At 58.3% G+C, this 22,863-nt stretch carries 22 protein-coding genes; 9 read left to right on the top strand and 13 right to left on the bottom strand.

Going from position 1 to position 22,863, the window contains the following annotated elements; all coding sequences use genetic code 11:
- Positions 1–51: 51 nt before the first annotated feature.
- From ACTYEO_RS07190 to ade, 3 genes are all read right to left on the bottom strand, one after another.
- Complete coding sequence (locus ACTYEO_RS07190) at positions 52–729, bottom strand: Crp/Fnr family transcriptional regulator (RefSeq protein WP_449323048.1); 678 nt, start codon at positions 727–729, stop codon at positions 52–54.
- Positions 730–812: 83 nt separating this feature from the next.
- Positions 813–1,142 carry a hypothetical protein gene (locus ACTYEO_RS07185; protein ID WP_449323047.1) on the bottom strand — a complete coding sequence of 110 codons (330 nt, stop codon included), beginning with the start codon at positions 1,140–1,142 and terminating at the stop codon, positions 813–815.
- A 61-nt stretch (positions 1,143–1,203) separates the two neighbouring features.
- Entirely contained in the window at positions 1,204–2,898 is a 1,695-nt protein-coding gene (ade, locus tag ACTYEO_RS07180; RefSeq protein ID WP_449323046.1) for an adenine deaminase, read from the bottom strand.
- A gap of 114 nt (positions 2,899–3,012) precedes the next feature.
- Here ade and ACTYEO_RS07175 point away from each other — a divergent pair, with 114 nt between their 5' ends.
- Both ACTYEO_RS07175 and ACTYEO_RS07170 read left to right on the top strand, forming a co-directional pair.
- A complete protein-coding gene (locus ACTYEO_RS07175; RefSeq protein ID WP_449323045.1) occupies positions 3,013–4,899 on the top strand; it encodes a sensor histidine kinase in 1,887 nt (628 codons plus the stop codon).
- A 2-nt stretch (positions 4,900–4,901) separates the two neighbouring features.
- Entirely contained in the window at positions 4,902–6,245 is a 1,344-nt protein-coding gene (locus ACTYEO_RS07170) for a sigma-54-dependent transcriptional regulator (protein WP_449323340.1), read from the top strand.
- A 59-nt stretch (positions 6,246–6,304) separates the two neighbouring features.
- Here the strand turns inward: ACTYEO_RS07170 and lysM are convergent, their stop codons facing one another.
- Complete coding sequence (gene lysM / locus ACTYEO_RS07165; protein ID WP_449323044.1) at positions 6,305–6,715, bottom strand: peptidoglycan-binding protein LysM; 411 nt, start codon at positions 6,713–6,715, stop codon at positions 6,305–6,307.
- Positions 6,716–6,915: 200 nt separating this feature from the next.
- On the opposite strand from lysM, the gene ACTYEO_RS07160 reads away from it, so the two are divergent.
- The 3 genes from ACTYEO_RS07160 to ACTYEO_RS07150 all read left to right on the top strand — a co-directional run bounded on the left by ACTYEO_RS07160 (position 6,916) and on the right by ACTYEO_RS07150 (position 11,319).
- The gene (locus tag ACTYEO_RS07160; protein ID WP_449323043.1) at positions 6,916–7,374 is read left to right on the top strand and encodes a YidB family protein; all 459 of its coding nucleotides are present in this window, start codon (positions 6,916–6,918) and stop codon (positions 7,372–7,374) included.
- Positions 7,375–7,681: 307 nt separating this feature from the next.
- Positions 7,682–8,677 carry a TAXI family TRAP transporter solute-binding subunit gene (locus ACTYEO_RS07155; RefSeq protein ID WP_449323339.1) on the top strand — a complete coding sequence of 332 codons (996 nt, stop codon included), beginning with the start codon at positions 7,682–7,684 and terminating at the stop codon, positions 8,675–8,677.
- 137 nt (positions 8,678–8,814) lie between these two features.
- Positions 8,815–11,319, top strand: coding sequence for a TRAP transporter permease (locus ACTYEO_RS07150; protein ID WP_449323042.1), 2,505 nt, complete (start codon positions 8,815–8,817; stop codon positions 11,317–11,319).
- A 67-nt stretch (positions 11,320–11,386) separates the two neighbouring features.
- On the opposite strand, the gene ACTYEO_RS07145 is transcribed toward ACTYEO_RS07150, so the two are convergent.
- The 7 genes from ACTYEO_RS07145 to ACTYEO_RS07115 form a co-directional block, all read right to left on the bottom strand.
- Positions 11,387–12,367 carry a GDP-L-fucose synthase family protein gene (locus tag ACTYEO_RS07145; RefSeq protein ID WP_449323338.1) on the bottom strand — a complete coding sequence of 327 codons (981 nt, stop codon included), beginning with the start codon at positions 12,365–12,367 and terminating at the stop codon, positions 11,387–11,389.
- Positions 12,368–12,450: 83 nt separating this feature from the next.
- Complete coding sequence (locus ACTYEO_RS07140) at positions 12,451–13,236, bottom strand: TonB family protein (RefSeq protein WP_449323041.1); 786 nt, start codon at positions 13,234–13,236, stop codon at positions 12,451–12,453.
- Positions 13,233–13,607, bottom strand: coding sequence for an ExbD/TolR family protein (locus ACTYEO_RS07135; RefSeq protein ID WP_449323040.1), 375 nt, complete (start codon positions 13,605–13,607; stop codon positions 13,233–13,235). Before ACTYEO_RS07135 ends, ACTYEO_RS07140 begins: the two co-directional genes overlap by 4 nt.
- Positions 13,604–13,996, bottom strand: a complete 393-nt coding sequence (locus ACTYEO_RS07130; RefSeq protein ID WP_449323039.1) for a biopolymer transporter ExbD — start codon at positions 13,994–13,996, stop codon at positions 13,604–13,606. The genes ACTYEO_RS07135 and ACTYEO_RS07130 overlap by 4 nt, the downstream gene beginning before the upstream one ends.
- Complete coding sequence (locus tag ACTYEO_RS07125) at positions 13,989–14,687, bottom strand: MotA/TolQ/ExbB proton channel family protein (protein WP_449323038.1); 699 nt, start codon at positions 14,685–14,687, stop codon at positions 13,989–13,991. Before ACTYEO_RS07125 ends, ACTYEO_RS07130 begins: the two co-directional genes overlap by 8 nt.
- Positions 14,684–15,133 (bottom strand): hypothetical protein, encoded by a 450-nt coding sequence (locus ACTYEO_RS07120; RefSeq protein WP_449323037.1) that lies wholly within the window; start codon positions 15,131–15,133, stop codon positions 14,684–14,686. Before ACTYEO_RS07120 ends, ACTYEO_RS07125 begins: the two co-directional genes overlap by 4 nt.
- 11 nt (positions 15,134–15,144) lie before the next feature.
- Complete coding sequence (locus tag ACTYEO_RS07115) at positions 15,145–17,178, bottom strand: TonB-dependent receptor domain-containing protein (RefSeq protein ID WP_449323036.1); 2,034 nt, start codon at positions 17,176–17,178, stop codon at positions 15,145–15,147.
- Positions 17,179–17,429: 251 nt separating this feature from the next.
- Here ACTYEO_RS07115 and ACTYEO_RS07110 point away from each other — a divergent pair, with 251 nt between their 5' ends.
- The 4 genes from ACTYEO_RS07110 to ACTYEO_RS07095 are packed head-to-tail and all read left to right on the top strand — an operon-like array spanning position 17,430 to position 21,219.
- On the top strand, positions 17,430–18,500 hold the full coding sequence (locus ACTYEO_RS07110) for a hemin-degrading factor (RefSeq protein WP_449323035.1): 1,071 nt from the start codon (positions 17,430–17,432) through the stop codon (positions 18,498–18,500).
- Positions 18,497–19,363 carry a heme/hemin ABC transporter substrate-binding protein gene (locus ACTYEO_RS07105; RefSeq protein WP_449323034.1) on the top strand — a complete coding sequence of 289 codons (867 nt, stop codon included), beginning with the start codon at positions 18,497–18,499 and terminating at the stop codon, positions 19,361–19,363. The genes ACTYEO_RS07110 and ACTYEO_RS07105 overlap by 4 nt, the downstream gene beginning before the upstream one ends.
- Positions 19,360–20,430 (top strand): FecCD family ABC transporter permease, encoded by a 1,071-nt coding sequence (locus ACTYEO_RS07100; protein WP_449323033.1) that lies wholly within the window; start codon positions 19,360–19,362, stop codon positions 20,428–20,430. The genes ACTYEO_RS07105 and ACTYEO_RS07100 overlap by 4 nt, the downstream gene beginning before the upstream one ends.
- Positions 20,431–20,433: 3 nt before the next feature.
- Complete coding sequence (locus tag ACTYEO_RS07095) at positions 20,434–21,219, top strand: heme ABC transporter ATP-binding protein (protein WP_449323032.1); 786 nt, start codon at positions 20,434–20,436, stop codon at positions 21,217–21,219.
- Between the two features lie 24 nt (positions 21,220–21,243).
- On the opposite strand, the gene ACTYEO_RS07090 is transcribed toward ACTYEO_RS07095, so the two are convergent.
- Positions 21,244–21,750 carry a hypothetical protein gene (locus ACTYEO_RS07090; RefSeq protein ID WP_449323031.1) on the bottom strand — a complete coding sequence of 169 codons (507 nt, stop codon included), beginning with the start codon at positions 21,748–21,750 and terminating at the stop codon, positions 21,244–21,246.
- A gap of 297 nt (positions 21,751–22,047) precedes the next feature.
- Positions 22,048–22,695 carry a response regulator transcription factor gene (locus ACTYEO_RS07085; RefSeq protein WP_449323030.1) on the bottom strand — a complete coding sequence of 216 codons (648 nt, stop codon included), beginning with the start codon at positions 22,693–22,695 and terminating at the stop codon, positions 22,048–22,050.
- Positions 22,696–22,863: the final 168 nt, after the last annotated feature.

Below are 22,863 nucleotides of genomic sequence, written 5' to 3'. Positions count from 1 at the left end.
TCTACGACAAAGCCGCCAATCTTTCAGTGACGATGTCACACAATGTGCCGATCACGCCTCGGTCAAAGCCAGTTTCTTGATCGAAGCAGGGTCTTTCAACTCGATTTGGCCACGGGTTTGCACGACCCAATCGCGCCGTTGGAATTCCGACAATTGGCGCGAGATCACCTCGCGCGCGGTTCCAAGCTCGGCGGCCATTTTCTGATGTGTGGATTTGACGATCCCGTCTTTTTCCAGTTCCAGCAGCTTTTGCGCCAAACGAATATCCATGCGCCGAAAGGCGATCTCGTCGATGACATGGAACAGGTCGGTGATCCGCTTGGAATAGGCCGAGAAGACGAAATTGCGAAAGGCCTCGGATTGGCTGATCAGATCATCAAAAACCTTGCGCGGGATCGCCACCGCGCGCACTGGCGTCTCGGCAATGCCCTCGGCCGAATAATCCTCATAGGCCAGAAGGCAGGCGGTGGTCAGCACGCAGCTTTCGCCCGCATGCACGCGGTAAAGCACAACCTCGCGCCCCGCATCCGAGATTTGTTGAACCCGCACCGTGCCATCCAGCAGCAAAAGCAGGTTTTCAGGGCTTTTACCTGGCCCGAAAATCACCGAGCCTTCGGGCATATCCACCACATTGGACCGCTCCACCAGAAGCGATTTGATCGCGGGTTCCAGCCGCGACAGCCCCATAAAGCGGTCAATCCAGTTTTCTTGAGCGATCTGCGCAACCATGTCAGCGGGCCTCCATCCAACATAGATAGGCCAGTGCAGGCATAAGGGAAAGAAGCCAAAGCGCAATCACACCTGTCGCGCGCCTAAGGCAGGCTGGTCTGCCCCTTGATCAATCCCAAAAGAAACCCCAGCACCACCGCGCGCGCAGAATTGATTGGCGGCGATGACCAATCCGTCATGGCGCGGGTGACATCGGGCGGGCTTGGGCCTGCCTCGGCCTCGCAGGCGGTTTGGCCGTCATGGATACAGATTGCGGGATTATCCGATTGTGTGTTGCAGGCTTGCGTGACCGAGACAAAACAGGCCCTGAGCGATGCAGGATCAGCCCAAGCCACACGCTGGCTCAACAAGGTCAACACCATCGCAAGCGCCAAAAACAGAAGCAGCGAATTGAGATTCCTGTGACTTCGCATGCGACCCTCCGCAACAGCCGATCCAATGAGGCAAGGCTAGCGCAGAGGGGTTGAGGCGGGGTTAAGGGATCAATTCAAATCGCATGACATCGACCATTCCCCGATCTGTGATCTTGAGAGCGGGAATGACGGGCAAGGCGAGGAAGGCCAATTGCAAAAACGGCTCCTCCAAGGTCACGCCAAGGGATTTGGCCGCCGCGCGCAAATCGACCAAAGCGTCGCGGACCACCTCGAAAGGTTCAAGGCTCATCAGGCCCGCGACGGGCAAAGACAACTCGGCCAGAACCTTGCCGCCCGAGGCCACGACAAAGCCGCCCTCAATCTCGGAAAGCCTGTTGGCCGCCAGCGCCATATCGCCGTAATCCACCCCAACACAGGCGATATTGTGATGGTCATGACAAACGGTCGAGGCAATCGCGCCCGCCTTCAGGCCAAAGCCTTTCACAAACCCCGAAGCGATATTGCCGTTCTTGCCATGCCTTTCAATAACGGTGATCCGCGCCAGATCGCGCGCTGGATCGGGGGCTTTATCGCCATCCTCGATCTCAATCACCTCGCGCAGATGTTCGGTGATGATCTTGCCCTCCAGAATGCCGATGACATCCGTCTCGGGGCGATTGGCGCGGGTTCGGAAATCAGACGCGGTCACGCGCGGAGCTTTGACCGAATTGCGTCCGACAAGGGCGATAAGATCGCGCGCATCAAAGGCCGCGTCATCCACCAAATGCCCCGCCGCCCAGACCTTGGCGGCATTGCATCCCTCAAGGCTGTCGATCGCCACGATATCGGCCCTTTTGCCCGGAGCGATCAGCCCGCGATCCTTCAAGCCAAAGGCCTCCGCCGCCGAGAGCGAGGCCGCGCGGTACACCGCCAAAGGCGCGCAGCCAAGGCTGATCAGGGTGCGGATCATGTAATCAAGATGGCCATGTTCGGCGATATCCAGCGGGTTTCTGTCATCAGTGCACAGGCACATATAAGGGGCCGTGATCTCTGTCAGCACGGGCTGGAGCGCGTGCAAATCCTTGGAAACCGAGCCTTCGCGGATCAAAACGCGCATGCCTTTGCGCAGCTTTTCAAGCGCCTCTTCGGCGCTGGTTGCCTCATGCTCGGTGCGGATGCCTGCAGCGATATAGGCATTGAGGTCGCGGCCCGACAGCATCGGGCAATGCCCGTCGATATGCCCCCCCTCGAACAGGCGCAGCTTGGCCATTGCCTCGGGGTCGCGGTGGATCACGCCGGGGTAATTCATAAATTCCGCCAGACCGATGCCTGAAGGGTGGCCCATCAACTCGGCCAGATCACGCGCGCCGATCTCGGCACCTGCGGTTTCCATATCGGTCGAGGGCACGCAGGAGGATAATTGCACCCGCATATCCATCAAGACCCTTTCCGAGGCTGCTTGGAAATACCGAATACCGTCAGGGCCGATCACATTGGCGATCTCATGGGGATCACAAATCGCGGTGGTCACGCCGCGCGGGGTCACGCAGCGGTCAAACTCGAACGGTGTCACAAGGCTCGATTCCACATGCAGATGGGTATCAATAAAGCCCGGAACCAAGGTCAGGCCCGTGACATCAACCGTCTCGACGCCCTCATAGGCCTCGCCAATTCCGACGATCATATCCCCGCAGATCGCGACATCGCCCGTGATCATGCTACCTGTGATCAGGTCAAAGACCTGCCCGCCGCGCAAAACCAGATCGGCGGGGGCATCGCCGCGCCCTTGTGAAATGCGACGTTCAAGTTCGGCCATGGTAAACTTCCCCTCTGCGGTGTTGCCCCCAGCAGACCTGAGCCGCACGCGACTGTCCAGCCAAAGCGGCGCATACCACTGGAACTTGCGCCCCAAGACGCGCATAAATGTGCAATGACCGAGACCTATGCCCAAAGACCCGCCAAGAGTAGCCGGAAATCTCTTTCCGCGCTGACGCTTGTTGTTCTGGTCTCACTGGCATTGGCGGTTGCGGCCATCCCTCGGATCGAGCGGTATTTCATGATCCAGAATGCCCGTCAGGATGAAGCCACTTTGCGCCTTGTCTCCGAGGTTCTGCGGGGCGTGCTTGCGGGCACGGAAGCCCTGCCCGTTTTGCTGGCAGAGCGCCCAATTCTGGCGCAAGTGCTGCGTGAACCTGACAATTCGGGGCTCGTCCCTTTTGCAAATGAGCAATTGCGCCAGACCGCGCTCTCTCTGGGTGTGTCTGACATCTATTTAATGGATGTTGATGGCACCACGGTTGCCAGCAGCAATTACCGGTTGGAAAGGTCCTTTATGGGCCGAAACTTTGCCTTCCGCCCCTATTTTACCGATGCCCTTGCAGGCGGGGTCGGACGTTTTCACGCGCTTGGAACGACGTCACTGCAGCGCGGATATTACTTCGCCGCCCCCGTTTTAGATGGAACTGAAATTACGGGTGTCGTCGCCGTAAAAATCACGCTCGATGGATATGAGGACGCATGGGGTGAAAGTATCAGCACTGTCATCGTGGGCGATGCAAACGACGTGATCTTCATGACCGATAGACAAGACTGGCTGTTCCATACGATCGGCGCTTTGGACGAATCTGCCATCGAGGCCATCGCCTCCACGCGGCAATATCCGATCGCGCAATTGCAAACGCTGAGTTTCGAGCAATCAGGCATTCTGGACGGGCTGGAAGAATTGACCATTTCCCAAGCTGGAGCGACTGAGACCTTTGTGATGCAGGAGAGGCTGATTGCCTTGGCGGGATGGCGGATCAAGGTTCTGACACCAACGGGGCCCGCACGCGCGCAAGCTTTGGTGGCGTTTTCGGTGCTGGCATTGCTGGTTTTGCTGATCGGTTTGATCGTGGCGGTCTTGCTTCAGCGCCGTGCAGAATTGGTTGAACGGCTGGAAGCACAGCGTGGCCAGCAGGAATTACTCGAACGCCGCGTGCGCGAACGCACCCTCGATCTGGATGTGGCAAACCGCCAACTCGTCCAAGAAGTTGAAGATCGCCGCACCACCGAGCAGCGGCTTCGCCAAACCCAGAACGAGCTGGTCCAAGCGGGCAAGCTGGCCGCTTTGGGGCAGATGTCGGCAGCGCTCAGTCATGAATTCAACCAACCCTTGGCCGCTGTGAAAGCCTATGCCGAAAACGCTGCTACCTTCCTTGATCGGGGCCGCGCGACAGAGGCGCGCGAGAATGTCACCCGCATCTCGGGCATGGCGGATAGGATGGCCTCCATCTCGAAACACTTGCGGAATTTCGCCCGCCGCCCACAGGAAAAAATCGGTCCGATCCCCCTTTTGGCGGTGATCCAAGATGCAGCCGACCTGATGGAGGCGCGTTTGCGCCAAGCGAAAGCGCAGGTGATCCGGCATGACTTCCCTCGCTCAGAGATTTGGGTGACAGGCGGGCGCGTGCGCCTGCAACAGGTTCTGGTTAATCTTTTGTCCAACGCGCTGGATGCAATGGCGCAACAAGATGAGCCACTGATCGAGATCAGCTATGCCGCCCGCGATGGCGACGAGGTCAGTATAATCGTGCGCGATCACGGCGCGGGGCTTGAAACAGCCGCGCTTGATCAGGCCTTTGATCCCTTTTTCACCACCAAGGAACCTGGCAAGGGTTTGGGGCTTGGCCTGTCGATTTCCTATAACATCATCCGCGATTTCGGCGGTCGGATCGAGGCCACCAACCATCCTGAAGGTGGCGCAATTTTCACACTAACCCTTGCCAGCACAGCCGCACCCCTTAAGGAAGAGGCGGGACCTGACCTTGCGGCTGAATGACCATGACACTCGAAAAAACCCTCTTTGTTGATGATGAAGAACATCTGCGCCTCGCCGCAGAGCAGACGCTTCAATTGGCCGATCTGGAAGTCGCATGTTTCGCCGCCGCCGAGGACGCACTAGCCCATGTCAGCCGTGAGGCCGCCAGCGTTCTGGTCACCGATATCCGTATGCCAAGCATGGACGGGCTGACCTTGATGGCCAAAGTGCTGGAGATTGACCCAGAATTCCCCGTGATCCTTGTAACAGGCCACGGCGATGTTGAACTCGCGGTCAGTTCCATGCGCGATGGGGCTTATGATTTTTTGGAAAAACCCTATGATCCTGTCCGCCTTGTCGAAACCGTGCGCCGCGCTTTTGACAAGCGCCGGCTGACACTGGAAAACCGCTCCCTGCGCCGCAAGGTCGGGCAGCGCGATGTGATCGAGGCGCGCCTGACGGGTCGCAGCGACGCTATTATGGCCCTGCGCCAGCATTTGCGCGCCGTGGCTGAAACGGATGCCGATGTCCTGATCGAGGGCCAGACAGGGACTGGCAAGGAGGTCGCCGCGCGGGCATTGCACCGTGCCAGCAACCGCTCCGGCCAACCCTTTGTGCATATCAATTGCGCGGCTCTGCCCGCCGATCTGATCGAAAGCGAACTGTTCGGACATGAAGCAGGCGCATTCGCAGGGGCCATGCGGACCCGTTTCGGAAAATTCGAACATGCCCGCGGCGGCACCGTCTTTCTCGATGAGATTGACAGCCTGCCGATCGGGCTTCAGGCAAAACTGCTCAATGCCCTCCAAAACCGCGTCATCACGCGGCTTGGCTCGAATGATCCTGTCAGCCTTGATGTGCGCTTTTTGGCGGCGTCCAAACGCGACCTTGAAGAGGCCGTCAGCATGGGCGAGTTCCGCGCTGATCTCCTTTATCGCCTGAATGTCATCACCTTGCGCATGCCCCCCCTTTCGGCGCGGCGCGAGGATATTCCAAGGCTGTTTGTAGAATTGGTGGATCAGGCCGCCGCGCGCTACCGCATTGCGCCCCGCGATGTGCCCTCTTCGCTGCTGACCAGCCTCACAGCACGCGCCTGGCCTGGAAATGTGCGTGAATTGCGCAATGCCGCTGACCGCTTCGCGCTTGGTCTGCCCGTGGAGACCAGCGCGGCACCAGCAGACGTGGCCCCGACAAGCCAAACCCTATCAGACCAGATGGCAGAGCATGAACGTGGATTGATCTCGGCCAGCCTCACGGCCAATGGCGGCTCGCTCAAGGCGACATATGAAATGCTGGGGCTGAGCCGAAAATCTCTTTACGAGAAAATGCAGAAATACGGATTGGATAAGGGCGATTTCACCGCCTGAACCCGCTGGATCGCGCTGGGTATAGGCAGGGCGACGGATGCGCCCTGCCCCATTCGGTTTTATTGCGGGATGCGCAAAACCTGACCGGGATAGATTTTGTCAGGATGGCTCAACATTGGTTTGTTGGCCTCAAAAATCTCGTGGTAGCGATTGGCGTTGCCGAGGGCTTTCTTGGCGATTGCCGACAGCGTGTCGCCCTTTTCCACGGTGTGGAAAATATCATCGCTTGCATCCGCCTCAACCGAGGCGATGCCTTCGACATTGCCCACGGCCACGATGATCTTTTCACGCTCCTCAGCGCTCAAATCACCACCTGACAGGGTGACCTTGTCGCCCTCAACACTGATTTCAGTGCCTTTGAGGTCCAAGCCCAAATCAGCCACTTCGGTTTCAAGCGCTGCGGCGCTTGGCTCTTCATCTCCGCCGAACAGTTTTTTGCCCGCATTAGAGATAAAACTAATCAATCCCATCTGATGTCCTTCCTGAAAATTCTGTGGCGCGATACATAAACGCGCGCACCGACAAGACCCCATCCGAAAGACTATGCCAAGCGCAAAAGTTTTGATAATACATATCGAAAGACTTTTTGTACCATAGGCCGCAATCCAGTGCGGCGATCCCGTCTCTGGGGGATCAATGAATTTTTTGCTGAATATTTAGGGGAAACGACATGTCACTTTTTAATAATCTGGTTGGCGCATTGGCTGGCCGCGCAGGCGGTAATGGCGGGCTTGGCCAATTGGCCGAGATGGCAACCAGCAATCCAGCCGTTCTGCAAGCAGCGGCAAGCCTTTTGGGCGGCGGTCAATCTGGCGGACAATCCGGTGGCTTGGCAGGAATGCTTGGTCAGTTCCAATCGGCGGGTCTGGGCGATATCGCTGAAAGCTGGATTGGCACAGGCGATAACCAAGCCGTTGAGCCGAGCCAGATTGAAGCGGCACTCGGGTCAGATGCGATCTCGAATTTCGCTTCGCAAGCGGGTGTTGCACAGGAAGAGGCACCCAATCTTCTGGCACAGCTTCTGCCCGAGATGATCGACAAGCTGACACCACAAGGCTCAGCCGAGGATGCAGGCGCAGATAGCGCCGACAATATCATGTCCCTATTGGGCAATGTTTTGGGGCGCTAAGCCCCCTTGAACCCTCCATCCGGCCAGCTCATCGGTCGGATGGGGAGCTTTCCACACACGGATTTATGCACGATGGGTCGGAATCCGCCAATCGTGAAAATTTTCTCCGCTCTTCTTAAAATTTCTGAAGGCGAGTCGATTGTGCGCCACTCTCTCTTGGGGAATTCAATTCCTCGACGGGGTAACTCGTTGCAGATCCAAGGAGGGAGCCTTGGCTGCACAAGCAAAAGGGGGGAAATGGGTCATGCGATTTTCGGCGTGCCACACGCTTTCCTCCGATTGTAAAAAATACAAGGGAGAGCCTTTTATGAAACTCACTAAATTGACAGCTCTGGTTATGACCACAGCGCTCACAGCTACTGCTGCTTTCGCTGATGGCCATGAGGACCGCACAGATTGGCCTGAGACTTTCACCGTAGGTACTGCGTCGCAGGGCGGCACATATTTCGCTTACGGTTCCGGTTGGGCAAACTTGGTTGCAGAAGAGCTCGGTCTGACCGGCGGTGGCGAAGTCACTGGTGGCCCAATGCAGAACATGGCGCTGGTTCACACTGGCGAAGCACAGTTCGGCATGACCACAATGGGTCCAGCGGCTGAATCGCTTGCAGGCACCAACCCAATCGCACCTGGTCTTCAGATGACCAATGCATGCGCGATGTTCCCAATGTACCAGACACCGTTCTCCGTAACGGCTCTGTCCTCCTCGGGCATCACAAGCGTTGCAGATATCCCTGCCGGCGCACGCATCGGCTTTGGCCCTGCGGGTTCGACCTCCGACACTTACTTCCCACGCATGATGGAAGAGCTTGGTGTTGAGTTTGATCGTCGCAATGGCGGCTGGACCGATCTCGGCAGCCAGCTTCAGGATGGCCTGCTGGACGTGATCGCATTCGCAGCTGGTGTTCCTGTTCCTGCTGTTTCTCAGCTGGAAGTTCAGACAGAGATCAACATCATCGAGTTCACTGAAGCAGAGCAAGCCCAGATCATGGAAGCTTTCCCTGTATCCCAGTACGACATCTCGGCTGATGCCTACACTACTCTGGAAGCACCTGCCCGTTCGGTTTCCATGTGGAACTTCGCGATCGCAAATTGCGACCTGCCAGAGAGCTTTGTCTACGCAGTTGTAGACACAGTTATGTCGGATAACGAGCGTATGCTGAACATCCACGGCGCAGCTCGTTCGACCGTTCCCGAAAACTGGGACAAAAACGGCGTTCTGAACTGGCACCCAGGTGCGGCACGTTGGTTCAATGAAAACGGCGGCGCATCCATCGCCGACGACATGATCCACAGCGCAATGTAAGCGTCTGGCGGAGGTTTTTTCCGCCACAAACTACTCTCTGGTCGCGCCTTGAGCCTCAGGGCGCGACCTCTTTCATACAGACCTGCGAGACATGCCCCGTAACAAGAGGGGATACACCGCATCGAAGGAATTACCCCATGACAGAGCAAACTGCCCAGACCGAGGGACCGGTCATCGCAGAAGGTGTTGACGAGGAACCCGTTGAAAGTAACCGCCGCCTCTTTACAGGCCGTGCCAAGCTGATCGTTGCATTGATCTCGATCCTCTATGCAGGCTTTCACATGGCTGCATTGAATGGTGTTTCGATCAGCGCCTATACAGGGATCGAACTTCCCTTTTTGCCGCAATTCCCGCTCGAGACGTGGAACTTCCGTATCGTGCATATCGCGGGCGCTTTGGTGCTCGGGTTCTTGTTATTTTCTGCGCATGCCTTCTCGAATGAAGACAAGCCGCAGACCCGCATGCTGAGCCTTGCGGGATATGCCTTGCTGATCCCCGCAGCGATCGCATTCTGGACGGTCTTGGGCTTTTTGCAATTGGTCAATTCGGGTGATTTGCCTGAAATGAGCGGCCTTCCGACTTGGGCATCTTTCCCAGGTACGCCGATCTACAACAGTGAAACGTATTGGTATGGTCTGCCGCTGCTGGTCGCCACGCTCGGCGCAATTATCCTTGGTTGGTTTGAAAAACGCGACCGCGACGGATTTGCGACCTCCGATATTGTGCTATGCGCCTGTGCGGTGCTTGTGGCGCTTTATCTGGTGCCAATCTATTCGACCGCGGCACGTAACTCGGTTGGGACAACCTTTGTTCCCATCGGTGTTGCCTTTGCCGCAACTGCGGGCTCGGCAATGATCCTTGAGTTGACCCGCCGCGTGGCTGGTCTGGCGCTTGTCATCATCACGGCGGTGTTCCTTGTCTATACCTTCACCGCGCATTTGCTGCCCGGCCTTCTGGCGGTACAGACGCCCTATACATGGCAGCGTTTCTTCGGCTTTCTTTACACCGATGCAGGTATCCTCGGGCCAACCACGGCTGTGTCCTCGACCTATATTATCCTGTTCATCATTTTCGCGGCCTTCTTGCAGGCGTCGAAAGTGGGCGATTACTTTGTGAACTTCGCCTTCGCGGCCGCTGGCCGTGCACGCGGTGGCCCTGCAAAAGTGGCGATCTTCGCCTCGGGTCTGATGGGCATGATCAACGGCACATCCGCGGGTAATGTTGTGGCGACTGGCTCGCTTACGATCCCGCTGATGAAAAAAGTCGGTTATGACAAAAAGACCTCGGGCGCGGTTGAGGCCGCAGCCTCCACAGGTGGACAGATCATGCCGCCGATCATGGGCGCTGGTGCCTTCATCATGGCCGAGATCACAGGCATTCCCTACCAAGACATCGCCATTGCGGCGATCATCCCTGCGATCCTGTATTTCGTATCGATATATTTCATGGTCGATTTCGAAGCGGCTAAACTGGGGATGCGCGGCATGCGCCCCGAGGAGCTTCCGAAATTCCGTGAAATGGCCAAGAAGGTTTTCCTCTTCCTGCCGATCATCATCCTGATCTTTGCCTTGTTCTTGGGATACTCGGTTATCCGTGCGGGAACCTTGGCCACGATCGCAGCGGTGGTTGTGTCTTGGGCGGTACCTGAGCATTTCATGTTCCGTGGCAAACATCCTTGGTCGCTTCAGCGCCTTTTGGTGCTGGCCGTGGCAGCCCTGACGCTGGTCATTGCCGCTGTTTGGCTGACGACGCCAACGCCTGAAATCACCACTGCAGCCAATGCAACAACATCGCTGTTGGATGTGTTGATCTTGGTCACAAGTTTGATCGTTGTGGCGGGCTTTGTGCTGATTTCGGTACTTGAGTTCACCAAAGGCGACGAGACTATTGCGCTTGGCCTCAAGGGCATGGTGCGAGCCTTGGAACTGGCGGGTGTCATGTCGATCCAGATCATCGCGGTCTGTGCCTGTGCGGGCATTATCGTCGGGGTGATCTCGATGACTGGTGTTGGCGCACGCTTCTCCTCGCTGCTGCTTGATCTGGCGGGTGTAAGCCAAATTCTGGCGCTGTTCTTTGCGATGTGTATCGCGATCCTGCTGGGGATGGGCATGCCCACCACGGCGGCCTATGCGGTTGCGGCTTCGGTCGTGGCACCTGGTTTGATCGAGATCGGCATCCCGAACCTGACTGCGCATTTCTTCGTGTTCTACTTCGCTGTTGTCTCGGCGATCACACCACCGGTTGCGCTGGCCTCCTATGCGGCGGCGGGGATATCAGGGGCCAATCCGATGGAGACTTCTGTGGCCTCCTTCAAGATCGGGATCGCGGCCTTTGTGGTGCCCTTCATGTTCTTCTACAACTCCGCACTCCTGATGGATGGCGATACCCTTGAGATCATCCGCGCAGGTGCGACGGCGATCTTCGGTGTCTTCCTTCTTACGGCTGGGGTTCAGGGCTGGTTCATGGGCCAACGTTCGGTCTGGTTCCTGCGTGTGGGCCTTTTTGCGGCAGCACTCTGCATGATCTCGGGCGGTTTGATCACCGATCTGATCGGGATCGTGGCGGCTGGCCTGATCTACTTTATCCAGAAGTTTGTGAATCCCTCAGCCGATACGTCGATCCGCGTAAGCGGCGCTGACTAAGCCTCTGGCATAAAACTGAAAACGAGGCGGCCTTTCGGGGCCGCCTTTTTCTTTGCCCAACCCCTTCTCAAGCCGAGAGCGGCAGCGGCAATCCACGAAGCCCTCCGCGTGATTGACGCAGGAACCAGTCATAGGTCTGCGCAATCCCCTCCTCCAGACCGACCTGCGCTTGCCAGCCCAAGCTGGTCATCCGCATGACATCAAGGCATTTGCGCGCTGTGCCGTCAGGTTTGGAAGGGTCAAATTCAATGCGCCCCTCAAACCCCGTGACTTGGGCAATCATCACCGCCAGATCGGCGATTGAAACATCTTGCCCCGTGCCAATATTGAGGATCGAGCGCTGTGGCTCCGTCATGCTGGAATAGGTCGCAGGCGGCAAATCCAAGGCAAAAAGGCAGGCCTGCGCAAGATCATCCACATGCAGAAATTCCCGCCGCGCTTGCCCCGTACCCCAAACGCGGACGACAGGCTTGCCCGAGCGGGCAGCCTCATGAAAGCGGGCCAGCAAAGCAGGCAGCACATGGGCCTCCTGCGGGTGGAAATTATCGCCCCTCCCGTACAGATTGGCAGGCATGAGCGAGCGGAAATCCGTGCCATATTGGCGGTTATAGCTTTCGCAAAGCTTGATCGCCGCGATCTTGGCGATGGCATGGGGTTCATTGGTGGGCTCCAGCGGGCCAGAGAGCAAAGCCGCCTCGGCCAGCGGTTGCGGCGCGTCGCGCGGGTAAATGCAGGATGAACCCAGATTGAGCAGGCGTGTGATGCCCGCCTCATGGGCGGCTTCGATCACATTGAAAGCGATGCGCATATTGTCCTGCAAAAAGGCGACAGGATAGCTTTGATTGGCCCAAATGCCGCCGACCCGCGCCGCCGCCAGAATAACAGCCTCAGGGCGCGTTTTTGCCAAGAACCGCCTGAGTGCCGCCATATCGCGTAGATCAAGCGCCGCACGGGGGGCGGTTATGACCTCGTCATGACCACGCGCCTTCAAGGCACGCAGAAGGGCCTGCCCCACCATCCCGCCATGCCCTGCCACAAATATCCGCATCTTGCCCTCATTCTGATAGCCCAGATGCGCATCAAGCTGCGGGAGCAAGGTTAAGACCGTCCTAAGAGGGCACAAAATTCGCCCTAGCGGCCCATGAATTCGAAACTGAACTGTCGTTGTGCCTGCGGGGGGGGCGGCGGGAAAGGGGCTGCGCGGCGCAAATGGTTGAGCGCGGCTTGGTCCAACTCGGGCGAGCCCGAGGATTGCGCGATTGACAGACCCGCCAATTGCCCCCCTCCCCCGATAGAGAAGGCCACAACCACCATCCCACGCGCATTGATCCTGTCGCGGCGGGTCCGCTGGATTTGGCGCAGGACAAGGCTGGGAAAACGGCGCGCCTCGGCCTGACCTGATGTGGCTCGTGCTTCTTGGCTTTCGCCCGCCGATACTTCCGCAGCCGCCTCTTCGCCTGTCGCATCGCCGCGTTGCGCATCGCGGGTGGCATTGCCACTGGCCCGCGCCGTGGCGCGCGCGGGGCGGGCCTGCGGGCGTTGCTCAGGCGTCGGGGTCTCGATGCGTGGCTGATTTGGGGACAGCGTAGCGTCGACGCTCGGCGCGACCTCCGAGGGCGCGGCCATTGGCGCGGGCAGCGGAGCTGCAACCGAAGGTGCCGTTTGCACAGGAGGCACGGGTGCAACGCTTTGCGCCGTGACGGGCTCTGCCATATCAGGCGGGTTTGGGCTGGCGGCCCCTGCCTGCCCTGCCACCATATCCGCAAATGACGCTCCAAGCTGCGCCGCGCTTGCGTGACCGCCACCCTCAATCTCAACAGGGCGGGTGGACACGCCAAAGGCCAGCACCGCCCCAAGATGAAGCGCCACCGAGACCGCCAGCATGGCGATGGACCAAGACAGACGCGGCACGCTCACTGCAGCCCCCGTTCAGTCACGATCCAGACGCGGTGTGCTCCTGCTGCACGGATTTGCCCCGCCATGCGGACAAGGAGATGCGCAGGCACCGCGCGGTCGGGGATCACGCGCGGCTCAAGCCCCATGCCTGCCAACTCAGCCGCCGTAATCGGCGCACCCTGCCATAGCAGCGTGCCATCGGGCAAAAGAACGCCTGCATCAGGCGGGGGGCGACCCTCCAGATCGGTCGTGTCCACCAGCGTGACCCGTGCATCCAGCGGCGGCGCAATCGAGCCTGCGATCAGGAAGAAAACCAGCATCAGAAAGACGATATTGATCAGGGCAATCGTCGCCTCACGCGGGCGGCGGGGTTTGATACGGCGCAGGCTCATGGGCGCGGCTCCAACACCGTGACAGTTAGATCGGGCAGATCAGGCAGACCTGACAGGGCCACCAGCAGATCAACCAGCCTTTGCGCCTCCACATCTGCGCCAAGCGAGATCAAAACCTGCGCGGCCCCAAGGCTTTGCAATGCGGGGCCAAGCTCGGAAAAGGCCACGGGGTTTGCATTCAGGCGGATCTCGCTTTGGCCTAATTGCAGCAAAACAGGCGGGATCTCAGTTGCTGCGCGCGCACTTTGCGCGGCACTGCCCAATTCCAACTCGGCAAAGCGCGTGAAGGTCGAGCTGAGCATGAAAAACAGCAATAAAAGAAAGATGACATCAATCAGGGATGTCATCGAGAGCGCGCGGCGGCGTGGCGGTTTCCGCAGGTCAGCCAAGAAAGGGAACCCCTTGCGATTTACCTGCATTGCCAAGAGGGGCCACGCCTTGTGGTGCCTTCTCAAGCGGGCAGAACAGGCGGCGGATCGTGTTATCGGCGATGGCCCGTTCGGCCTCGGTTCGGGTTTCCAGCCATGTCAGGGCCAGCGCCGTGGGCATGGCCACCCCAAGCCCTGCCGCGGTGGTCAAAAGCGCAACCCAGATGCCGCCTGCCAGAACCGATGGATCAACCGCCGCCCCCGCGCCTTGCAGGGCTTGAAAGGCATCAATCATGCCCAAGACGGTGCCAAAAAGCCCCAAAAGCGGTGCGGTTTGGGCAATGCTATCAAGTAGGCGAAACCCGCGCTCCAGCGTGTCAAACCGCTCGGCCATCTCGCCCTCGATACGGGCCTGAAAGGCGCGGGCCTCATGGGGTTGTGCAAAGCGCTGCATTGCCTCGGCCAGAACGGGGCCAAGATAGGTTCCTGCATTTCGGGCTGCGAGAGTAGCTTGGCTTGACTGGCCCCGATCCCAGAGGTCGGATGCCATTTTCAGATGCCTGTGACGCCCCACACCAAGCTGCATGAATTGCGCCAGCTTGGTCAAAAACACCGCCAAGGATAGCACCGACATACAGGCCAGCAGCATCACCACTGGCCCGCCCAGTTCCATCAAATCGGTGATCGCTGTCATACTACCTGAAAGGGTCATTGATGCATCTCCACGGTCTCAACTCGGCTGGAAAGCTCAAGCCCCTGCGCGCAGGCCTCGCCGATGCCCGAGCCTTGGGGGTCAGAGGCCACACATGCCGCAACCCCATTGATCAGAACCGCGCCCAGATCGGCGCAAGCCAGTCCCGCAAGGTCGAATTGCCTGACCCTTTGGCCCGCCTGTGGCAAGGATTGCAGATCCAGTAGGCTCAACCGCTCAACCCTGTCATTGCGGTCAAACAGGACCGCCTCCAGCACCACTTGGTCCAGATCATGACCAAGCTGGTTTTGGGCCAGAAAGGTCAAACGGCAACTGGCCTCAACCTGTTCCAGACGGTTCAGCTCCAGCGCCAAGCGGGGGGAAACCCCCGCCTCCTGCGCGCCGGCACCCCCTGCAAGCGCAATGGACAGCCCTGCAAAAAGCCCGATGGGGCGATGCCATATCATCAGCCGCCCCCTTACCATTGCACAGCGCGGGTCAAGGCCACGCGGTAGCTGCGCCCGCGGCCATTATCTTGGCTCAGGCTGTTGCGATAAGTGCGGTCGGCGATGTTATCGATGCCGAATTGCACAGCGATCCCTTCCAATGGCCCCGATTGCGGCTGCCATTCAGCAAAGAGATCATGCACCGCATAGCCGCCATATTGGTCGGTCGCGCTATATTCGATCCCGTCTGTGAACAGCCCACGCCATCCGATCTGAAGCCCTTGCTCACGCCAGCGGCGCCCAATGGTCATGGACAGGCTGCGCTGCGGGATTGATGTGGGGGTAAGACCTGTGGCCTTATCCTCGCCATAGACATCCGACAGGGCCAGACGCGCAAAATGCGCCTCAGCCTCATAGGCCGCCTCAATCTCATAGCCCGAGGTCGTGACCGCACCGATGTTCACATGGTATGGCGTGCTGGCATTATTGGAGCGCGTGATCATGTCCGAGATATCGGAATGGAAAGCCGTAAAGCGCAGATCAAGCGCATCATTGCTCGTGAACACCCCACCGCGCGACCATGTAAAGCCCGCCTCAATCGTATCGGCGGTTTCGGCCACAAGCTGCAAGCTGGGGTCTTCATCGGCATCATAGGAGAACAGCTCATCCAAAGTCGGGGCGCGTTCGGTCCGCGCAAGCGAGCCGAAAACAGACCATTCCCCGTTGATGTCGTATTGGGCGGCAATTTTCGGGGAAAAGACCACATCATCCCTATCCCGCGCGCCCTCGGCAATCGAGGCCGCAGAGGGTTCTTGTTCAATGAAGTCAGCCCGCAGACCTGGAATGATGGTCAGACCGTTATCCAGTGCAAACTCGCTCTGAACAAACAGCCCCAAGCGCGTGTCCAGACCCTCGGGGTGGAAACTTACGGCACCAGAACTCGCGATAGCCACGCGATCTTGTTGCGAGGCTTGCAGCCCATAGGTCAGTGTATTCTCCCAGCCTGCCCCCGCGCTGGTCGTTGTGTTGACGACATCCAAAGCAAGGGTGCGATAGGCATATTCGCTATCGTCAAACAAAACGGATGGCGTGGTCGAGGAGGCATTTCTCTGCTCAACCTGCGTATCGGTATAGCTGAGCGTGGCATCCAGATTGAGCCAAGGCGCGCTGGCATCATATTGATAGCGCAGCGAAACCGATTGGTCGCGGATATCGCGGTCCACCGTGCCGAAGGCTTGGGTGCCTGTCTGCGAATAGGCGGTATCATCCAATTGGCTGTCCCAGACACGATAGCTCGCGGTCAGGCTTTGCTCCAGATCATCGCCAAAACGCAGACGCCCGCGCATCAGGCCAGAGCTTGCATCAAAGGCCGAGCCCTCAATCTCGGTGCCATTGCCATCCACATATTCTTCGCTCCGGCGGTAATTGAGCGCGACCAGCGCATCAAACCGCTCGCTCGGGGCGGTGGCATAGATCACCGAGGCCAGCGCGCCTTCGCCATTGCTTTCCCCCGCCAATCGGAACCGCAGGGCATTCTCGGAGCCCTCCGAAAGGAAATCCTGAGGATCGCGGGTCTCAAAGCGGACCACCCCGCCAATCGCGCCCGAGCCATACAGCGTGGCCGAGGCTGGCCCACGCAGGATTTCGACTTGGCGGAAGAGTTCGGGGTCGGAAAAGAACGACCCCATGCGATATTGCTCATAAACCGAGGAAACCCCGTCAACCTGCACGATAATGCGGCTCTCATCCGCCGAGGCCAGTTCACCTATCCCGCGGATATTGAAGCTCATGCCCGCGACACGGTCGCTGCCAATCGCCTGCATGCCAGGAACGGTGTCGAAAATCTCGGCCAATGTGGTGGCCTGTTGTTGCTCAAGCTCGGCCTCGTCGATCACGGTGACGGCTTGTGGCGTGTCGATGGCAACCTGACTTGTGCCCCAACCCAAAACGATCCGGCCCAAAGGTGTGGTAAGGTCTTGCGCCTGCACAGGCGTGGCTGACAGAGCCATGACCATCGCCATCGCTGTTGAGGCCGCAAGACATGCTGATTGGTTGAGATAAGGCATAAGCCCTCCGCATTTCTTTTTTGTTTTCAGGAAATTGGCTGGCGGAGTAGCGCTGGCCCAAAAGCATTGCACATTTTTTTGGGGTGCTGCTTTCGACAAGTGTTGCATCCGCTAATTTATCCGACTAAAAGAGTCAAGAATAAATTTCAGGTGATGCTCCGAAAGCCTCTCGCCTCACCAGCAACGCCTTCTTCGGCGCAGCCAGTTGTCCCCGATCAGATATGCAACTCGCTCCGATGGAGGTTCCACACGTGAACGCAATTGATAGAGCCGCCCCCGCCTTGTCGCCCGATGAAATTCGGCAAGCGATCAAGGATCACCCCAAAATGCGCGCCCGCGATCTGGCCGATACACTCGGCCTGCCCGAGGCGGCTTTGGTCGCCGCGCAAATCGGTTTTGGTGTGCGCGCATTGCGCGCCCATCCCGACCAGCTTGTGCCACTTTTCGGCGATCTGGGTGAGGTCATGGCGCTGACCCGTAATGATCATGTCGTGCATGAAATGATCGGCACCTATGGCGGCTACCGCACGGGCAAGCGGGCCTCGATGGTGCTGCCCCCGCATCTTGATCTGCGGTTCTTCCCTGCCCATTGGGTCCATGCCTATGCCATGGAAACCCCCAAGGACGACGGCACAATCATGCGCTCCGTACAGGTTTTTGATGCGGCAGGTGACGCGGTTCACAAGACCTATCTGCGCGAGAACTCCGATATAGATGCATGGGTAAGGCTGGTGACGGTGCTTGCCGATGACAGCGCCCCCCAAAGCCCTGCATTCGAGGCGCGCCCACGTGTAGAGGCCCCGATCTCGGTCCCGAAACAGCGCGACGCGTTGCGCCGCGAATGGGCGGCCTTGCGCGATACGCATCATTTCCCCGCGATGATCGCCAAACTGGGCATGAACCGTTTAGGGGCGCATCGGATCGTGGGGGCGCCCTTTGCACAACAGCTTGCCCCCAGCGCTTTGAACAAGGCGCTGCAGGCCTTTGCCGATAGCGCCGTTCCAATCATGCTTTTCGTGGGCAATCGCGGCTGTATCCAGATCCATTCAGGGCTAATCCACCGCCTCAAACCCATGGGGCCTTGGCAAAATATCCTTGATGAAGGCTTCAACCTGCATCTGCGGATGGATCATGTGGCCGAGCTCTGGCTTGTCGAGAAACCAACCGCGCGCGGCGCGGCTGTCTCGCTTGAGGCCTTTGATGCCCAAGGCGAGTTGATCCTGCAAATCTTCCGTCTGCACCGTGAAAACGGCCCTGATCATTCCGCAGCCTTCCTTGAGGTGATGCGCAGCCTGCCTTTGGCCGAGGAGACCCGCGTATGAAACAGTGGCAGTTCATAAACCTCACCCTTTTGGCCATGCTGGTTGTCTTGGGTGTGAACCAAGCGATGGCCGATGAAGACACGCCCCCGTTGCGCGTATTGAGCATCGGAGGGGCGGTGACCGAGATCGTTTATGCGCTTGAGATGGAGCATCGCCTGATCGGGCGCGATACCACCTCGAATTTTCCACCCGAGGTGACGGAGTTGCCCGATGTGGGCTATATGCGTGCCCTCTCGCCCGAGGGGGTGCTGGCGATCGCGCCTGACCTGATCATCGCCGTAGAAGGCGCGGGCCCTCCTGAAACCATAGATGTGCTGAATGATGCGGGCATCGCATTTGTCACCATCCCCGAAGGCTTTGATGGCGCGGCATTGCGCACCAAAGTAGAGGCCGTGGCACAAGCTTTGGGGGTGACAGATCGCGGCGCGATATTGGCCGATCAGATCGACGGAGAATTGCAAGCGGCCTCAGACATTATCGGGCCTGATGCGCCGCGTGTTTTGTTCATCCTGTCGATGCAAAGCGGGCGGGTGATGGCCTCGGGCAGTGGCACGGCGGCGGATGCGATCATCACCATGGCGGGCGGGCAAAATGCCTTTACCGCATTCGAGGGCTATCTGCCCGTGACCGATGAAGCCGTTCTGGCCGCCGCCCCTGATGTGATCTTGATGATGGACCGCATGGGCGATCACGCGATGGAGGATAGCGACCTGTTTGCCCATCCCGCCCTATCGACCACGCCTGCCGCGCAACAGGGCCAAGTGATCCGAATGAACGGGTTGTTTCTGCTTGGGTTCGGCCCGCGTACGCCGCAAGCCGTAACCGATCTGGCCCGCGCCTTTGCCGAGTTGGGCCAGTCATGACCAGCCTTGTGGACAGCCCGCAAATGCAGGCCCCAGCCGGTGACCGGCAAGCGCGCGCGCGCGCGGTTCTGGTTCTGCTTGCAGCACTTTTGGCCGTGATCAGCGTGACGTCACTGGCGACAGGGGCCTCGGGCACCTCGCTCTGGCAGGGGCTTTTTGCCTTGGCGCGGGGCGAGGCGATCAGCCTGCGCGATCATGTGATCCTGTTCGATATCCGCCTGCCCCGCCTGACAATGGGGCTGTTGGTGGGTGCGGCTTTGGCCGTTTCGGGGGCCGTGATGCAGGGCTTGTTCCGAAACCCGCTGGCCGATCCTGGTTTGGTGGGGGTTGGTGCGGGCGCAGGGCTTGGCGCGATCTGCGCGATTGTGCTTGGCGCGGCCCTGCCCGCGGGACTTTGGCTGGGGACAGGCCTTGTGCCGCTTGCGGCTTTTATAGGCGGCTGGGTCACCACCTTGATGCTCTATCATGTCTCGACCAAGGGCGGGCGCACCTCGGTGGCGGTGATGCTTTTGGCGGGCATTGCGCTTGGGGCTTTGGCGGGGGCCCTTTCGGGTGTTCTGGTCTATATGGCCGATGACCAGCAATTGCGCGATCTGACCTTTTGGGGGCTCGGATCACTTGCAGGCGCCACGTGGAGCAAGGTTTTGCTGGCCGCCCCCTTGATTGCCGCAGGTCTTGCCACAGCCCCTTTCCTTGCCCATGCCCTGAACGGTTTGGCCCTCGGGGAGGCGGCCGCCAAACATCTGGGCATCCCTGTGCAACGGATGAAATCCATCGCCATTCTCTCCGTGGCCAGCGCGGTTGGCGCGTCAGTTGCCATGACAGGGGCCATCGGATTTGTGGGCATTGTTGTGCCGCATCTGCTTCGCCTTGCCATCGGGCCTGATCACCGCTTCCTTCTGCCTGCCGCAGGCCTGCTTGGGGCCAGCCTTTTGGTGGCGGCCGATATCATCAGCCGCCTGATCGTGGCCCCTGCCGAGCTGCCTATCGGGATCATCACCGCGATGATCGGCGGGCCGTTCTTTCTTTGGATACTCCTGCGCAACCGCTCCATGTTGGATTTATGACCCATGCTTCATGCAACTGATCTCCATGTAAAACTCGGGCAGGTGGATGTTCTGAAAGGGGTCAGTTTCTCGGCCCGCGCCGCTGAGCTGACCGCCATTGTCGGGCCGAACGGCTCGGGCAAGACCACCCTGCTGCGCGCTATTACCCAAGAAATTCCCTATAAAGGCCGCGTGACGATGGGGGGCGAGGATATCGCCAAAATCCCGCCCGCCGATCTGGCCATTCTGCGTGCGGTCCTGCCGCAAGCCTCAAGAATTGCCTTCCCCTTCACAGTGCTGGAGATTGTGCGGCTGGGGCTGCTGGCAGGGCGATATGGCGCGCAAAGCAGCTTGCCCAAACAGGCGCTAGCCCGCGTTGGCCTGCAAGGTTTTGAGGGGCGCTACTACCAAGACCTGTCAGGTGGCGAGCAACAGCGCGTGCAATTGGCCCGCGTTCTGGCCCAAGTGTGGGAGCCGCTGGATCAGGGCAGGCCGCGCTGGTTATTTCTGGATGAACCTGTCTCAAGCCTTGATATCGGGCATCAGCTTAAGGTGATGCAAACGGCCAAGGATTTTGCCACTGCGGGCGGCGGTGTGGTGGCAGTGATGCATGATCTCAACCTGACCGCCATGTATGCAGACCGGATCGTGCTGATGGCCGATGGCCAGATATTGGCCCAAGGCAGCCCGCAGGACGTGATCTGTGATGACACACTGTCAGATGCGTATCGATGTGCGCTCAAGGTCAATCTGGCACCAGAAGGCAAAGCCCCCTTTGTACTGCCCCACCATGCGCGCCGTGTGGCCTGAATGGCTGGTCTCAATGATTGGGGTTCAGGCCGATTTACGCGATTGGATCACTCTGTGGTTCGAAATCGCAGCCCCCAGAGCAAGCCCCATCGCAACCTTGCCTGTAGGCAGCTTGACGCTGGCATCAGCCAGCATCGCCCGCTCAACCCCAAAATCATGCGCGCCGAAACCTTTTGATGCCACCACCACGGTGACATCGGGGTGGTCCCGCCGAAATTGAACCAAAGCCTCGACGGCCTTCTCTAACTCATCAAAGCCATCAATATCGCAGAGCAAGAGCAGACGGTTCGGCGGAAATTTCGAGGCCCGCACCAAGCCCGCCATCGGATCAATCGACGAGGTTATGCTGATCGCGACATCACCCAACCAATCAAAATGCGCCCAGATCGGGCTGGTCAGCTGACCAATGCAGATGATCCGGTAATCCCCCAGATTTGGCCCGACGAGAAAACGATCCGTCGCACCAAACTCAGCCCTAGTTTGCAGTTTTGTTTTTTTCGCCTCTTGGCGCCGAGAAGATAGAGCCGACAAGGAGTGCGAAAGAGCATCATTTCGCTCTGAATTGCCACCGCCCTCTACGTGCGCAGGCCCAGTCCTTTGAGCATCTATACCATCATACCGCTTAAACATTGGGAGCCGCCCCTTTTTTACTTTCGCTCAGTCTTGGCTATCTAGAACCCCAAATAGCAAAATTCCTTCAGCCCGCATCAAAACCCAGACAGCGTTTTAAAAAAGTATCACTTTGGTTAAATTTTTAGATGCCAAAAACCTATTAGAAGCCCAAAGGAGACTGGGTCACTCCACTTCCGACTGCGAAATGACCCTGCTCTAGAGCAGCCCCAACTTTTGTGCGATCACCACTGCATGAGCCCGATTACTCGCGGCCAGCTTTTTCCGAATTATGTTGATATGGCTTTTCACCTGAGACTCGCTGATACCAAGATCACTACCGATCTCCTTATTTTTGAAGCCCTCAGAAGCCCGCTTCAAAACGCTCTTTTGAAAGGATGTCAAAACAGTTTCAGACTCATTTTCGAGCAAGGTCTTAACGATTTCACTTGGAAAAAACCGCTGCCCCAGCATCATAATCGTTAGCGCGCTCAAAACACCACCAATGGGCATTTTTTTACTTATAAAACCACTAACTCCGCGCTCTATGCAGGCCGCCAAAAGCGGGATATCCGGCTCGTCTGAGAAGATCGCAACCGGCAAATCCCCAGCCGCTTCCAGCAACTTTTCTATCGAGGGCAGGCGGGAGTTAAAGATGGATTGTGGGTCAACAAGTACCAGTCCGAATTCTTGACCCTTTAGCATTTCCATGCTTTTGGAACATGACGCTGCTTGTACCCACTCGAAATTGCCAATTACGTGATCTGACACACGAAGCGCGTCAACAACCATGGTCTGATCGTCAACAACAAGCACCCTTACGCTAGCGGCTTTGGAATTATTTTTCTGATTCAGCACTTTTTGCACCTGCTTACTCCTACAGATCAGTTATGATCTATCCAGGGCACTATTGCATCAAGACTTTCGCAAAATGAAAAAATCCGAAGATAATTTGATCTCAAAAGATCAATATCTCAACCTTTGAAGACCCTGAGGCGCCGTAGGTGAAAAATCTGACCCGAAATACAGACTAAC

The organism is Rhodophyticola sp. SM2404 (assembly GCF_053570515.1).
This window is presented reverse-complemented; position numbering and strand designations above follow the sequence as displayed.

Coding starts and splice junctions, on each gene's coding strand:
- ACTYEO_RS07190 (WP_449323048.1), bottom strand. CDS start 729: ATGGTTGCGCAGATCGCTCAAGAAAACTGGATTGACCGCTTTATGGGG.
- ACTYEO_RS07185 (WP_449323047.1), bottom strand. CDS start 1,142: ATGCGAAGTCACAGGAATCTCAATTCGCTGCTTCTGTTTTTGGCGCTT.
- ade (WP_449323046.1), bottom strand. CDS start 2,898: ATGGCCGAACTTGAACGTCGCATTTCACAAGGGCGCGGCGATGCCCCC.
- ACTYEO_RS07175 (WP_449323045.1), top strand. CDS start 3,013: ATGACCGAGACCTATGCCCAAAGACCCGCCAAGAGTAGCCGGAAATCT.
- ACTYEO_RS07170 (WP_449323340.1), top strand. CDS start 4,902: ATGACACTCGAAAAAACCCTCTTTGTTGATGATGAAGAACATCTGCGC.
- lysM (WP_449323044.1), bottom strand. CDS start 6,715: ATGGGATTGATTAGTTTTATCTCTAATGCGGGCAAAAAACTGTTCGGC.
- ACTYEO_RS07160 (WP_449323043.1), top strand. CDS start 6,916: ATGTCACTTTTTAATAATCTGGTTGGCGCATTGGCTGGCCGCGCAGGC.
- ACTYEO_RS07155 (WP_449323339.1), top strand. CDS start 7,682: ATGAAACTCACTAAATTGACAGCTCTGGTTATGACCACAGCGCTCACA.
- ACTYEO_RS07150 (WP_449323042.1), top strand. CDS start 8,815: ATGACAGAGCAAACTGCCCAGACCGAGGGACCGGTCATCGCAGAAGGT.
- ACTYEO_RS07145 (WP_449323338.1), bottom strand. CDS start 12,367: ATGCGGATATTTGTGGCAGGGCATGGCGGGATGGTGGGGCAGGCCCTT.
- ACTYEO_RS07135 (WP_449323040.1), bottom strand. CDS start 13,607: ATGAGCCTGCGCCGTATCAAACCCCGCCGCCCGCGTGAGGCGACGATT.
- ACTYEO_RS07125 (WP_449323038.1), bottom strand. CDS start 14,687: ATGACCCTTTCAGGTAGTATGACAGCGATCACCGATTTGATGGAACTG.
- ACTYEO_RS07120 (WP_449323037.1), bottom strand. CDS start 15,133: ATGATATGGCATCGCCCCATCGGGCTTTTTGCAGGGCTGTCCATTGCG.
- ACTYEO_RS07115 (WP_449323036.1), bottom strand. CDS start 17,178: ATGCCTTATCTCAACCAATCAGCATGTCTTGCGGCCTCAACAGCGATG.
- ACTYEO_RS07105 (WP_449323034.1), top strand. CDS start 18,497: ATGAAACAGTGGCAGTTCATAAACCTCACCCTTTTGGCCATGCTGGTT.
- ACTYEO_RS07100 (WP_449323033.1), top strand. CDS start 19,360: ATGACCAGCCTTGTGGACAGCCCGCAAATGCAGGCCCCAGCCGGTGAC.
- ACTYEO_RS07095 (WP_449323032.1), top strand. CDS start 20,434: ATGCTTCATGCAACTGATCTCCATGTAAAACTCGGGCAGGTGGATGTT.